This is a genomic window from Roseobacter cerasinus (genome assembly GCF_009811755.1).
In the GTDB taxonomy this organism is placed as follows: domain Bacteria; phylum Pseudomonadota; class Alphaproteobacteria; order Rhodobacterales; family Rhodobacteraceae; genus Roseobacter; species Roseobacter cerasinus.
Genome location: NZ_BLIV01000001.1, coordinates 155,446 through 168,753, shown reverse-complemented (window position 1 = coordinate 168,753; position 13,308 = coordinate 155,446). Strand labels below are relative to the sequence as shown.

Sequence of the window (13,308 nt, the reverse complement as noted above, 5' to 3'; positions counted from 1 at the left end):
GGTTGTTCAGTGGCGCATGTCGACCCCTCTTTCCATAAAGCGCCTTCAGGGCATGACCGGGCCGGGCCAGGTGCGGCCTGTTGCCCTTTCGGAAGTCTTTGCCACAACGGTGACCGATGCGGCGGCCATGGGCTTTGTGCTGGCGCGTCTGCCCAAATCCGCAGCACCTGTGCTCTGGGTGCAGGATCGGCTTTCTGCCAAGGAGGCGGGGCAGCCTTACCCGCCGGGGATGGGCGCGGAGCGGCAGCTGATCTGGGTGCATGTGAGCCATTCCTCCGATGCGCTCTGGGCGATGGAGGAAGGGCTGCGCTGTCACGCGCTCGGTGCTGTGGTGGGCGAGATCTGGGGCGCGCCAAAGGCGCTCAGTTTCACAGCGACCAAGCGGCTTGCGATGCGGGCCGAGGCGGCGGGGGTCTCCTGCTGGCTGATCCGCCGCGCAGCCCCGCCCGAAGTCAGCGCCGCGCGCGACCGCTGGCGTATCACGTCGCTCCCGTCGGCTCCTCATCCGCACGATGCACAGTCGCCTGGTGTGGCGCGCTGGCAGGCGGAGCTGTTCAAATCCCGCACCAAGAAACCCGGCACCTGGAGGGTTGGCCATGACCGGGCGGCGGATCGTATCCATATCCTTGCCCCAGGTCGCGATGGAGCGGTGGCAGCGGCAGATGGAGCGCACCGGAAACGCGCCCTCTGAGGATCTGCCCACGGCTCTTGTGGCCGATGGCCCACATGGGCAGGTGATCCACGCCACCAACCGCGCGGCGCGTCTGGCGGGCATCGCCACGGGCGCGCGGGTGGTCGATATGCGCGCGGTCTGCCCGGAGTTACGCGTGGAATATGCCGATCTCGCGGGCGATGCGCAGGCGCTCAAACGCCTGTCGCTTTGGGCGCGCCGCTGGTGCCCCTGGACGGTTGTGGATGGCGCAGATGGGCTGATCCTGGAGACGACCGGCAGCGATCATCTGATGGGCGGCGAGGCGGCGATGCTGACCGAGATGGAGGCGCGTTTGTCTACGCTCGGCTTGAGCGCCCGGCTGGCGGTGGCGCCCACATGGGGTGCGGCCTGGGCGCTGGCGCGGTTTGGCCCGGTGCGGGCGATCTGCACGGAAGAGAGCTGCGCGGCTGATCTGCACGCCTTGCCGGTGGCGGCCCTGCGGCTGGAGGCGGAGACGGTGCTGTTGCTCAGGCGGCTGGGCTTGAAGACCATCGGGCAGTTGGCCGAGGTGCCGCGCCTGTCGCTGACCCGCCGCTTTGCCCGCAGCGCGCTGGAGATGAACCCGCCGATGCGGCTGGATCAGGCCATGGGGCGGCTGGCCGAGCCTGTGGCCAGTGTCGAGGCCCGCGCGCCGATCTTGGCGCAGGCGCGGTTGCCTGAGCCGATCCAGGACCCGACGGCCTATGTGCCGCAGCTCTGCGAAGAGGTCTGCGCGCAGCTGGAGCATCAAGGCCTGGGCTGCCGCCAGCTGCACCTTGTGGTCTACCGCACCGATGGCGAGGTGCGGCGGCTGGAGGTCGCCACGGCTGCCCCCAGCCGTGAACCTGTGCACCTGTGTCGTCTGTTTCAGGACCGGTTGGAGCGGCTCGACCCCGGGTTTGGCTTCGATCTGATCACGCTGGAGGCGCGGCGGGTTGAGCCCATCGCGACGGTGCAGACCCAGTTGGGCGGAGGTGGTGAAGGCGGTGTGCCGCTCTCGCATCTGATCGACCGGCTGACCGCGCGGCTTGGCCCGCGCGCGGTGAAACGCCCGCAGTTGCGCGAAAGCCACCTGCCGGAACGCGCGGCGGTGTGGGCGGCGGAGCAGGGCGCGGGGGCCACCGCTGTGCAGGCGCGCCCCATACGCCTGTTGCACCCGCCCGAGGAGGTGCGCGTACTTTACGCGGTGCCGGAAGGCCCGCCGGCGCAGTTTGTCTGGCGGCGCCAGACCCACCGGGTGGTGCGCTATGCCGGGCCGGAACGCATCGCACCAGAGTGGTGGCGCGACCGGCCCGGCACACGGCTGCGTGACTATTTCCGCATCGAAGATCAGGCGGGTGGCCGCTATTGGCTCTACCGCGAAGGTCTGCATGAGGATGGGCGTGGCGGTGATCCGCGTTGGTTCGTGCACGGGTGTTTTGCGTGAGCGGGTGGGTAGGGATCCAAGGGCAGCGACCGACCCTGGGGCGGAGGCCGTCTTGCAAAAGGTCCAGTGGACCTTTTGAGGCCGGAGCGTGCGAGAGCACGAGGAAGCACGTAGTGCGCCCTCCCCGGGGGGAGGGTCGGGCGCTGCCCGGCCTTGGCGGCCGGGCTAGATGGCTCATAGGCTTGCACCATGCCTGAAATGGACAACCAGCGCCCCCGGCGCACGCTGGAAGAGGCGTTCCACTCCAACCCGCGCAGCCCCTTTGTCGAGCTGGGGATCACCACCTGCTTCTCCTTCCTGCGCGGCGCGTCTGATGCTGTGGATCTGGCGCGCACGGCAAATCACCTGGGCTATGACGCGCTTGGCTGCGCCGATCTCAACACCATGGCCGGGGTCGTGCGCCTGCACGCCGAGGCGCTGAAAGCCAAGATCAAACCGGTGATCGGCTGCCGCCTACAGCTGATCACGGGCGAAGAATTCCTCGCCTATCCGCGCGACCGCACGGCTTATGGGCACCTCTGCGAGCTGCTCTCCAAAGGCAAAATGCAGGACGCAAGCGGTGCCTGGCAGGGCAAGGGGCAGTGCGATATCACCCTCGATGATCTGGCGACCTATTCGGAGGGCGTGCAGCTCATCGCTCTGCCGCCGCCTGATCTCGACCGCTTTGCCGCCGGGCTGCCGCGTTTGACCCGCCGCCTGCCGGGCCTGCGTCATATCGCGGCCAGCTATCTCTATCGTGGCGACGACCGGGCGCGGATCAACCAGCTGGACCAGATGGCGCAGGCGCAGGGGCTGTGCATTCTGGCCACCAACGACGTGCACTACCATGCCGCAGATCGCCGCCCGCTGCAGGATGTGATGACCTGCATCCTGCATAAGACGACCATCACTCAGGCGGGCTTTCTGTTGCACGCCAATGCGGAGCGGCACTTGAAATCCCCTGCCGAGATGATCCGGCTCTTTGCCGACTGGCCCCATGCCATCGCCGCTACGCGCGAAGTGGCCGATGCCTGCACCTTCGATCTGCGCGATCTGAGCTATGAATACCCGCGCGAAACCGTACCCGAAGGCCGCAGCCCGCAGGCGTATCTGGAAGAGCTGACATGGCAGGGTGCCGCACAGCGCTATCCCGAAGGCGTGCCGCAGAAGACGCAAGAGGTGCTGCGCAAGGAACTGGCTCTGATTGGCAAGCTGGAGATCGCCAAATATTTCCTGACCATCCAGCAGATTGTGAACTACGCCCGGTACGAGTGCAAACCACCCATTCTCTGCCAGGGCCGGGGGTCTGCAGCCAATTCCGCCGTCTGCTATGTGCTGGGGATCACCGCCGTCGACCCCGCCACCAATGATCTGCTCTTCGAACGTTTCATCAGCGAAGAGCGCAAGGAGCCGCCCGACATCGACGTGGATTTCGAACATGAGCGTCGCGAAGAGGTCATCCAGCATATCTATGAAACATACGGGCGCGACCGCGCCGGGCTTTGCGCGACCGTGATCCACTATCGCCCGCGCATGGCGGTGCGTGAGGTGGGCAAGGTCATGGGGCTGTCGGAGGACATCACTTCGGCCCTGGCCAAGACCATCTGGGGCAGTTTCGGGCGCGAGGTGGGTGTGCGCGAGGCCGAAGAGGCGGGGCTGGACCTGAACGACCCGCTGATGGCGCGCACGATCAAGCTGGCCGATCAGATGATCGGCATGCCGCGCCACCTCTCCCAGCATGTGGGTGGGTTCATCCTCACCGAAACACCGCTGACGCGCACGGTGCCCATCGGCAATGGCGCCATGGCAGACCGCAGTTTCATCGAATGGGACAAGGACGACATCGAAGAGCTGCGCATCCTCAAGGTCGATGTGCTGGCGCTGGGGATGCTGACCTGCATCCGCAAGTGCTTCGACATGATCGAAGCGCATTACGGCGAGACCCATACCCTCGCCAGCCTTGAACACGATGATGCGGTTTACGGCATGCTCAGCAAGGGCGACAGCATCGGGGTCTTCCAGGTGGAAAGCCGGGCGCAGATGAACATGCTGCCGCGTCTCAAGCCCAAGACATTCTACGATCTGGTGATCCAGGTCGCCATTGTGCGGCCCGGGCCTATTCAAGGCGACATGGTGCATCCCTATTTGCGTCGGCGGAATGGCCAGGAAACCGTGGAGTATCCGTCACCCGGCCCCGACCACGAACCGGATGAGTTGGAGAAAATTCTCAGCCGCACCTTGGGCGTTCCGATCTTTCAGGAGCAGGCGATGAAGATCGCCATGGTCGCCGCCGAATTCTCGCCCGACGAGGCCAATCAGCTGCGCAAGGCGATGGCCACCTTCCGCTCCAAGGGCACCATCGGGGAGCTGGAAGACAAGATGGTGGGCCGCATGATCAAACGCGGCTATGACGCGGAGTTTGCCGCGCGGTGTTTCAATCAGATCAAGGGCTTCGGCGACTATGGCTTTCCCGAAAGCCATGCGGCGAGCTTTGCGCATCTGGTCTATGTGTCGAGCTGGATCAAGCATTACTATCCGGATGTCTTCTGCGCAGCACTTCTGAATTCGCAGCCCATGGGGTTTTATGCGCCCGCGCAGATCGTGCGCGATGCGCGGGAACACGGGGTCGAGGTGCGCGCGCCGGATGTGAACTTCAGCGACTGGGACAATACGCTGGAACCGCTGGGCGAACGGCGCTTCGCCGTGCGTCTGGGGCTGCGACAGGTCGATGGCATGGCGCAGGCGGTGGCCGAGCGGATCATGGCCGCGCGTGAGACCGCCTTCGCGGATTTCGAAGACCTCAAGCGCCGCGCCCGTGTCGATGCAGGTTCGTTGCGCAAACTGGCGGCGGCGGATGCGGTCCGCTCCATGGGGCTCGACCGGCGGCAGGCGCTGTGGGAGACGCGGGCGCTGCGCGACGCGCCGGATCTGCCGCTCTTTGCCAAGACTCGCGATGAGGGGTCTGAGGCGCGGTTCACCCTGCCGCAGATGCCCCGCTGTGAGCATGTGGTGGCGGATTATCAGACCCTGCGCCTGTCGCTGAAGGCGCACCCCATGTCCTTCCTGCGCCGCAGCATGGCGCGGCAACGCTACACGCCTGCGGGTGATTTGGCGCGTATGCACAACGGCCAGTCTGTCTCGATGGCTGGGATTGTTCTGATCCGTCAGCGTCCGGGCAGTGCGAAGGGGGTCTGTTTCATCACGCTGGAGGATGAGACGGGTGTGGCCAATCTGGTGGTCTGGCCCAAGGTCATGGTGGCCTTTCGCAAGGTGATCATGCAGGCGCGGCTGATCGATGTGCGCGGTGTGGTGCAGTGTGATGGCAATGTGATCCATGTGGTGGCGCATCAGCTGATTGACCGGACGGACGCGTTGGTGTGTCTTTCGAATGATCCGATGGAGGTGCCGCTGGCCCGGGCGGATGAAGTCCGCCGCCCCGTTGTGGGCCGCACGCAGCGTCACCCGCGCGACGTGCGGATCATTCCCAAATCGCGGGACTTTCACTGACAGGCAGGTCGCAGGTCTTAAATCCAAGTCGTGTGTCAACTGCGTCTGCATGGGGCCCTTTGCGACAGATGCCGCACACCCGACCCTGTGCGGTGGAGCGCCAAGCCCCCGCGCCGGAGACCGGGACACCGGTCTGCGGCGCGGGGGCCTACGCCTGCTCGGGTATCCTGCCGTGTTGCCGGTAGGTGTCGAGGGTCGCTTCACAGCCCTCGGACCACAGCGCCCCCAGCCACCGCTCAAAGGCGTCCGCAAAGGGTGCTGCCTGCACAAGATCGCCATAGAACTGGCCTTGTTCCAGCCAGGCGGCGGGGCGGCTGCGCGCCGCGCGTGCGGCTGTGTTGAGCTGCGGCCAGAACGGGTCGTTGGGTGCGATCAGAGAGCCGTCTTCCCGCGTGCCCTCACACATCCGCGCCCAAAGCGCCTCGACCAGGGCCAGCCCTTCGACGCTGGTGCCCGCCGCCAGCCCCTCGCGCAGCGTGGGCAGGATAAAGCCGGTGTGCCGGGAGGAGCCGTCAAAGGTCACACGCCGCGTCGTGTCGACAATGGCGGGGTTGGCAAAGCGGGTCTCGATCAGCGCTACATAAGCCGCAGGGGTCATGCCGGGTACCGCCGTCACATGCGGCGCGATCTCTTCGGTCTGGACCTTGCGGAAGAGCGCGCTGATCAGTGGATCACCCATGCAATCGGCGATGGTCTCCAACCCGAGGATCTCGCCCGCGTTGGCCAGCACCTGATGACCGGCATTGAGAATGCGGATCTTCATCGCCTCGTAGCTGTGCACATCATTGGTAAAGGTGGCGCCCACACTGTCCCAGTCCGGTCGGCCCGCGCAAAAGTCATCTTCGATCACCCATTGACGGAAGGTCTCATGCGTGACCGGCGCACGGTCGTCAATGCCAAAGCTCTGCGCCAGCGCAATCTCCTTGGGGCCGGTGGCGGGCACGATGCAATCCACCATGGAGTTTGGGAAACTGCAGGCCTCATTGATCCAAGCCGCCAGATCCGGATCCGAAAGTGCCGCCAGCGAGACCAGCGTGCGCCGCAGGATATCCCCGTTGCCCTGCAGGTTGTCGCAGGACAGGCCGGTGAAGGGCCCATGGCCCGCAGCCCGGCGGTGTTTGAGTGCTGCGATCATCGCGCCAAATGCCGTGCGCGGGGTGTCGGGCCGGACCGCGTCATGCTGGATATCGGGGTGCCCCTGATCAAAGCCGCCGCTGGCCGGATCGGTGTAATAACCGCCCTCGGTCACCGTGAGGGCAACAATCCGGATCGCCGGATCGGCCATCTGCGCGATCAGCGCGGCATGTCCTTCCTGTACCGGCGCATAGCCGATCATCGAGCCGGTGACCTCAGCGGCGCTGCCGCTGGGGTCTAGCTCCACCAGGGTGGTTAGCCAGTCCTGGGCCGCCAGCTTGTCGCGCTGCGCCGCATCCTGCGGGCGCACGCCTGCACCGATGATCGCCCAGTCTTGGCAGAGGCCGGCGTCAAACAACCGGTGCAGATACCAGGCCTGATGCGCCCGGTGAAAATTGCCTAAACCGATATGCACGATGCCGGGCGTCAGCGCGGCACGGTCATAGCGGGGCACGCGGACGTGTTCCGGCAGCTGCCCAAGGGTGGCATTTGACAGGCGGATCAGCTCATCCATTGGCCGCCATCCACATTGTAGGTCTGCGCCACGATATAGTCGGCCTCGTCACTGGCCAGAAATACGGCCATGCCGGTGAGGTCTTCGGCGGTGCCCATGCGCCCGTAGGGCACCGCCGCGCCCACTTCCTGTTTCTTCTGCCCGGGTGCCTTGTCCTCGTATTTGGCAAAGAAGGCATCGACGCCGTCCCAATGCTCCCCATCGACCACGCCGGGAGAGATCGCATTCACATTGATGCCATGTTCGATCAGGTTCAGCCCCGCCGATTGGGTGAGGCTGATGACAGCGGCCTTTGTCGCGCAATAGACGGCCACCAGCGGCTCGCCGCGCCGCCCCGCCTGGCTGGCCATATTGATGATCTTGCCGCCACCACCCCGCGCGATCATATGTTTGGCCACGGCTTGCAGCGTGAAGAGGGTGCCGCCCACGTTGATATCGAACACCCGAGCATAGTCTGCGCGCGTGATCTCGGTGATGGGTGCTGCGGTGAAGAGCGCGGCGTTGTTGATCAGAATGTCGATCTGGCCAAGCTGCGCCACCGTCTCGGCCACGGCGGCGTCAATGCTGGTCTGATCGGTGATGTCCATCTCCACCGCGATGGCATTGGGCCCGAGAGACGCGGCGGCTTCCGTCGCGCGGGCCATGTCGATGTCACCAATGGCCACGCGCGCGCCTTCCCGCACATAGGCCTGCGCAAAAGCAAGGCCGATGCCACGCGCGGCGCCCGTGATCAGCGCGGTCTTTCCCTCCAGCCGCGTCATGCCATGCGAAGTCCGTCGGCACCAAAGCGGTGCAACTGCTCGCTGCGCGGCGTCATGTAGATCGTGTCGCCGTGGCGGAAGTTGACCTCGCCGGGGGCACGTACCGTGATGGTCTCGGCCAGCCCGGTCTCGTGAATGTGGAAGAACGTGTCGGAGCCCAGATGCTCGGCGACCCCGACCTTGCCCTGCCAGTGGCCATCGGTGGCCGAGACGTCGATGTGTTCGGGCCGGATGCCAAGGGTATGCGCACCGTTGCGCCCGGCTTCCTCGCCCTCGATCAGGTTCATCTTCGGCGAGCCAATAAAGCCCGCCACGAAGGTGTTGCGCGGGTTGCGGTAAAGCTCCAGCGGGCTGCCCACCTGCTCGATATGACCGGCGCGCAGGACTACGATCTTGTCGGCCATGGTCATCGCTTCGACCTGATCGTGGGTCACATAGATCATCGTGGTGGCGAGACGCTTGTGCAGCTCGCTGATCTCCAACCGCATGCCAACGCGCAGGGCGGCATCGAGGTTCGACAGCGGTTCGTCAAAGAGAAACGCCGCCGGTTCGCGCACAATCGCACGGCCAATCGCAACCCGCTGGCGTTGACCCCCGGACAACTGACCGGGACGCCGGTCAAGATAGTCCGTGAGGTTCAACGCGGCGGCGGCCTGCTCGATACGCCGGTCCTGTTCTGCCTGATCCATTTTGGCCATCCGCATCGGGAAGGCGATGTTCTTGCGCACCGACATATGCGGATAAAGCGCGTAGGATTGGAACACCATCGCGAGGCCGCGCTTGGCCGGTGGAATATCGGTGGCGTCATTGCCATCAATGCTGATGTGGCCGCTGGTGATGTCCTCCAACCCGGCGATCAGGCGCAAGAGGGTGGATTTGCCGCAGCCCGACGGCCCGACGAAGACCGTGAACTCTCCGTCCTGAATGTCGAGATCCAGCGGCGGGATCACCTCGACATCACCGAAACTCTTTGTCACGTTCTGAAGCGTAATCTGTCCCATAGTCGTGTTCCTTATTTGACCGCGCCGAACGTCAGGCCGCGCACAAGTTGTTTCTGGCTGAACCATCCGAGGATGAGGATGGGGGCAATTGCCATGGTCGAGGCGGCGGAAAGCTTGGCGTAAAACAGGCCCTCGGGGCTCGAATAGCTGGCGATGAAGGCCGTCAGAGGTGCCGCCTTGGCCGCTGTGAGGTTCAGCGTCCAGAACGCCTCATTCCACGCCAGGATAAAGTTCAGCAGCAAGGTCGAGGCAATGCCCGGGATCGCCATGGGCGTGAGCACATAGAGGATCTCGGATTTCAGTGTCGCCCCATCCATCCGTGCCGCTTCCAGGATCTCGCCCGGGATCTCGCGGAAGTAGGTGTAGAGCATCCACACGATGATCGGCAGGTTGATCAGCATCAGCACGAAGGTCAGCCCATAGACGTTGTCGAGCAGTCCGAACTGGATGAAGAGCAGATAAATCGGGTAGAGCACACCCACGGCGGGCAGCATTTTCGTTGACAGCATCCACAGCAGGATGTCCTTGGTGCGCTTGGACGGCACGAAGGCCATGCTCCAGGCGGCAGGCACCGCAATGATGATCCCGAGGATGGTCGAGCCGCCTGCGATGAAGATCGAGTTCCACAGGAACCGCCCATAGTTCGACCGTTCCATGACCGTGGAGTAATTCTCGGTCGTCCAGTCGAAGAACAGGAAGATCGGCGGGTCGGCGATGGCCTGGGCTTCGCTTTTGAAGCTGGTGAGGATCGTCCAGAGGATCGGGAAGAAGATCAGCAGACCAACCGTCCACGCCGCAGCGGTGTTGATCATCTTGCGTTGGTTTGTGACAGCACGTGCCATGAATTCGTCCTCCCGGGTTCAGTCGAGGTTCTTGCCAACGATGCGCATCAGGAAGATGGCAACGATATTGGCCAGGATGATCGCATAGACGCCGCCTGCAGAGCCGAGCCCGACGTTCTGACTTTCCAGCACGCGCTGGAAGATCAGGTAGGACAGTGTCCGGGTGCCGAAGGCGCCGCCGGTGGTCACGAAGATTTCGGCGAAGATCGCCAGCAGGAAAATCGTCTGGATCAGGATCACGATGGTTATCGCGCGGCTGAGGTGGGGCAAGGCGATGTAGAAGAAGCGCGAGAGTACCGAGGCGCCGTCCATCTCCGCCGCTTCCATCTGCTCGCCATCAAGCGATTGGATCGCGGTCAGCAGGATCAGCGTGGCAAAGGGCAACCACTGCCAGCTGACGATCATGATCAGCGACAGCATCGGCACATCTGACAGCCAACTGACCGATTCCGCGCCGAAAAAGCGCCAGAGGTGTGCCAACAGGCCATTGGTCGGGTCCATGAAGATGTTCTTCCACACCAGCGCGGAGACGGTGGGCATCACGAAGAAGGGGGCAATCACGAGGATACGGACGACACCCTGGCCCCACATCGGCTGATCCAGCAGGATCGCAAGAAGCACGCCGAGGATGATGGTGATGGCCAGAACGCCGATCAGAAGGATCAGCGTGGTCGAGATCGCAGGCCAGAAAGAGCTGGAGGTCACGAAGCGGACGTAATTGTCAAACCCGGTCCAACCCTGATCTCCGCCGCGCAGCGGCAGATAGGTGCGGAAGGAAAACCACAAGGTCATGATCAGGGGCACCAGCATCCAGCCCAGCAAGAGCACCACTGCGGGGGCCATCATCACGCGGGCGGCTGATCGGGAAGCCTTGGTCGCCATTTGACACATCTCCTCTGTGCGCAGCGGCCCTTGTGGGCGGCGCTGCAGAACTGTGATCTTACGAATTCAAGGTACGTGAGGGATAGAGGGCGGCTCAACCGCCGCCCTCTCAGGGCGGCTTATCTGTAGCCTGCCGCTTCCATGGCTTCGTTGGTGATCGCCTGCGCTTTCTCAAGCGCTTCTTCCACCGTCTGCTGGCCTGCGTAGGCGGCGGAGAACTCCTGGCTCACCTCGGTTGCAATACCGGCAAACTCCGGGATCGCGGCGAACTGGATGCCCACATAGGGGCTCTCCTCAACGGTGGAGTTGGTCGGATCCGCCGAGAGGATCGAGTCCAGCGTTTTCTGAGCAAAGGGCACCTTCTGGTACTCGGGGTTCTCATAAAGCGAGGTGCGGGCACCCGGCGGCACGTTGGCCCAACCTTCGTTCTCAGCCACCAGTTCGATGTAGTCCTTTGAGGTGGCCCACTCGATGAACTGCTTGGCTTCGGCTTCCTGCTGGGTGCCTGCTGGCACCGCCAGAGCCCAGGCCCAGAGCCAGTTGGAGCGTTTGCCGAGGCCCGTATCAGGGGCCAGCGCAAAGCCAACCGAGTCTGCAACGGTCGAGTCGCCGCCCGTCACGAAGGAGGCTGCAACCGTGGCGTCGATCCACATGCCGCATTTGCCCTGGTTGAAGAGGCTCAGGTTCTCGTTGAAGCCGTTGGTGGCGTAACCCGCCGGGCCGGATTCGTCCATCATGCCCTTGAAGAAGGTCAGGGTGTTGGCCCAGGCCTCGGTGTCGAACTGCGCGTTCCAGTCCATATCGAACCAGCGTGCGCCAAAGGAGTTGGACATCGCGGTGATGAAGGCGCCGCCTTCACCCCAACCGGCCTTGCCACGCAGGCAGATGCCGTTGATGTCGGCGTCGCGGTCGGTCATGGCCGCCGCAGCTTCACGGACGAACTCCCATGTGGGCGCGTCGGGCATTTCCATCCCGGCCTTTTCCATGAGGTCCGTGCGGTACATGATCATGGAGCTTTCGCCGTAGAAGGGCGCAGCATAGAGCGTACCATCATGGCTCAAACCACCCGCCATCGCGGGCAGAATGTCCGCCGCGTCATATTCATCTGACAGATCATCCAGCGGCACCAGCCAGCCATTGGCACCCCAGATCGGGGTTTCGTACATGCCGATTGTCATGATGTCGAACTGACCACCCTTGGTGGTGATGTCCGTGGTCACACGCGAACGCAGCACGTTCTCCTCCAGTGTGACCCACTCCACCGCGATGCCCGTTTCCTCGGTGAACTTGTCCGTATAGCCCTGCATACGGATCATATCGCCATTGTTTACGGTTGCGATGGTGAGGGTGGACTGCGCCAATGCAGCCCCGGCGGTCAGCGCAAGCGCGCCCACCGCACTGAGTGCGGTTCTCTGGTACATCCGATTCCTCCCTTAGTTCTTTGGATTTCCCACCTCCAAAGATTAAAAAAATATTTGCGCGCGTCAAGTTTTTATTTTTCGCGCGTCAACTCATGGGTTTAGCTATGCCGATGTCCGTAAAATCAGACGGGCGGGGAACAGACGTTCTGTCCGGTCGTTGTCATCGTGCCCTTTGTCAATCAGATTGAAGAGGGTCTCGACGCTGTGATTCGACACCGCCTCATAGTCATGCGCCACCGTGGTCAGCGAGGGGCAGGTGAAGCGCGAAAAGGGGTGATCGTCATGGGCGGCCACGCGCATGTGGCAGCCAGGCTCGCGGCCCACGCGCAGCCCGGTCTCATAAGCCGCTGCCAGAAACCCGATGGCGAGCCGGTCGTTGCTGCACAGCACGGTGTCATGTTTGAGCTTCCCCTTAGACAGCACCCGCATGGCGCCCGCGTAGCCGATTTCCTCAAAGGCCCAGCCTTCGCCATCGACCTTGATGACCTCTGGCGTCAGCCCCATGCTCTCCATGATGCTGATATAGGCAATGCGGCGTTTATTGGCATTGGGGTTGGCGGGTGTGCGCATCTCGAAAAAGCACGGCGGGCTGCCGGAGCGCACCAGATACTCCACGCTTTGCGTCACGAAACTGTGGTTGTCCGACCCGACAAAGGCCGCCCCCACGCCTTCGAGATCACTGTCAAACAGCACGGTGGGCACATCGCGGCAAAACTTCTCGATGGCGGCCCGATCAGAGGCACGCCCCAGCGGGGCCAGCAGCACACCTGCCGGTTTGAGGGAGCGCAGATTGTCCAGAATGCTGTTTTCCAGCTCTTGCGACCCGTGCGCGCTGAACAGCGTCGGTGAAAAGCCCGCGTCAATGCAGCGCCGCTCGATCTTGCGGGCAATCTCGGTAAAGAACGGGTCCGCAAGAAAAGGCACGACGATGCCAATGGTCTTGGTCAGCCGCCGGTTCTGGTTCATCGCGTAGATATTCGGGCGATAGTCGTACTCTTCCAGCGCCGCTTCGATGCGGATGCGGGTGCTGTCGCGGACGCTCCCGGGGTTGTTGAAATACTTGGAAATCGTCGGGCGCGAGATACCGCTCACGCTTGCGAATTCCGCCATATTCTTGATCTTGCTCTGGCTCATGCCTCAACTCTGGCCT

The 13,308-nt window shown here is 63.5% G+C and carries 10 protein-coding genes; 3 read left to right on the top strand and 7 right to left on the bottom strand.

Features of this window, described 5'->3' with window-relative positions; all coding sequences use genetic code 11:
- Window positions 1-16: 16 nt before the first annotated feature.
- The 3 genes from So717_RS00865 to So717_RS00855 all read left to right on the top strand — a co-directional run bounded on the left by So717_RS00865 (window position 17) and on the right by So717_RS00855 (window position 5,603).
- Window positions 17-691, top strand: a complete 675-nt coding sequence (locus So717_RS00865) for an ImuA family protein (protein ID WP_238840585.1) — start codon at window positions 17-19, stop codon at window positions 689-691.
- A 4-nt stretch (window positions 692-695) separates the two neighbouring features.
- Window positions 696-2,117 (top strand): Y-family DNA polymerase, encoded by a 1,422-nt coding sequence (locus tag So717_RS00860; protein WP_438810633.1) that lies wholly within the window; start codon window positions 696-698, stop codon window positions 2,115-2,117.
- 189 nt (window positions 2,118-2,306) lie between these two features.
- On the top strand, window positions 2,307-5,603 hold the full coding sequence (locus tag So717_RS00855; protein ID WP_159974323.1) for an error-prone DNA polymerase: 3,297 nt from the start codon (window positions 2,307-2,309) through the stop codon (window positions 5,601-5,603).
- 148 nt (window positions 5,604-5,751) lie between these two features.
- Here the strand turns inward: So717_RS00855 and So717_RS00850 are convergent, their stop codons facing one another.
- The 7 genes from So717_RS00850 to So717_RS00820 form a co-directional block, all read right to left on the bottom strand.
- The gene (locus So717_RS00850; protein ID WP_159974322.1) at window positions 5,752-7,251 is read right to left on the bottom strand and encodes a mannitol dehydrogenase family protein; all 1,500 of its coding nucleotides are present in this window, start codon (window positions 7,249-7,251) and stop codon (window positions 5,752-5,754) included.
- Window positions 7,239-8,012, bottom strand: a complete 774-nt coding sequence (locus So717_RS00845) for an L-iditol 2-dehydrogenase (protein WP_159974321.1) — start codon at window positions 8,010-8,012, stop codon at window positions 7,239-7,241. Before So717_RS00845 ends, So717_RS00850 begins: the two co-directional genes overlap by 13 nt.
- Window positions 8,009-9,013, bottom strand: a complete 1,005-nt coding sequence (locus So717_RS00840; protein WP_159974320.1) for an ABC transporter ATP-binding protein — start codon at window positions 9,011-9,013, stop codon at window positions 8,009-8,011. Before So717_RS00840 ends, So717_RS00845 begins: the two co-directional genes overlap by 4 nt.
- Before the next feature lie 11 nt (window positions 9,014-9,024).
- Window positions 9,025-9,855: a carbohydrate ABC transporter permease gene (locus tag So717_RS00835; protein WP_159974319.1), complete on the bottom strand. Its 831-nt coding sequence runs from the start codon at window positions 9,853-9,855 to the stop codon at window positions 9,025-9,027.
- An 18-nt stretch (window positions 9,856-9,873) separates the two neighbouring features.
- Entirely contained in the window at window positions 9,874-10,737 is an 864-nt protein-coding gene (locus So717_RS00830; RefSeq protein ID WP_159974318.1) for a carbohydrate ABC transporter permease, read from the bottom strand.
- Between the two features lie 119 nt (window positions 10,738-10,856).
- Window positions 10,857-12,158, bottom strand: coding sequence for an ABC transporter substrate-binding protein (locus So717_RS00825; protein WP_159974317.1), 1,302 nt, complete (start codon window positions 12,156-12,158; stop codon window positions 10,857-10,859).
- Between the two features lie 102 nt (window positions 12,159-12,260).
- Window positions 12,261-13,292 carry a LacI family DNA-binding transcriptional regulator gene (locus tag So717_RS00820; RefSeq protein ID WP_159974316.1) on the bottom strand — a complete coding sequence of 344 codons (1,032 nt, stop codon included), beginning with the start codon at window positions 13,290-13,292 and terminating at the stop codon, window positions 12,261-12,263.
- Window positions 13,293-13,308 lie beyond the last annotated feature (16 nt).

Bases quoted from the DNA above. Each gene is read 5' to 3' on its own strand.
- So717_RS00865 (WP_238840585.1), top strand. From the start codon at position 17: ATGTCGACCCCTCTTTCCATAAAGCGCCTTCAGGGCATGACCGGGCCG.
- So717_RS00855 (WP_159974323.1), top strand. From the start codon at position 2,307: ATGCCTGAAATGGACAACCAGCGCCCCCGGCGCACGCTGGAAGAGGCG.
- So717_RS00850 (WP_159974322.1), bottom strand. From the start codon at position 7,251: ATGGATGAGCTGATCCGCCTGTCAAATGCCACCCTTGGGCAGCTGCCG.
- So717_RS00845 (WP_159974321.1), bottom strand. From the start codon at position 8,012: ATGACGCGGCTGGAGGGAAAGACCGCGCTGATCACGGGCGCCGCGCGT.
- So717_RS00840 (WP_159974320.1), bottom strand. From the start codon at position 9,013: ATGGGACAGATTACGCTTCAGAACGTGACAAAGAGTTTCGGTGATGTC.
- So717_RS00835 (WP_159974319.1), bottom strand. From the start codon at position 9,855: ATGGCACGTGCTGTCACAAACCAACGCAAGATGATCAACACCGCTGCG.
- So717_RS00830 (WP_159974318.1), bottom strand. From the start codon at position 10,737: ATGGCGACCAAGGCTTCCCGATCAGCCGCCCGCGTGATGATGGCCCCC.
- So717_RS00825 (WP_159974317.1), bottom strand. From the start codon at position 12,158: ATGTACCAGAGAACCGCACTCAGTGCGGTGGGCGCGCTTGCGCTGACC.
- So717_RS00820 (WP_159974316.1), bottom strand. From the start codon at position 13,292: ATGAGCCAGAGCAAGATCAAGAATATGGCGGAATTCGCAAGCGTGAGC.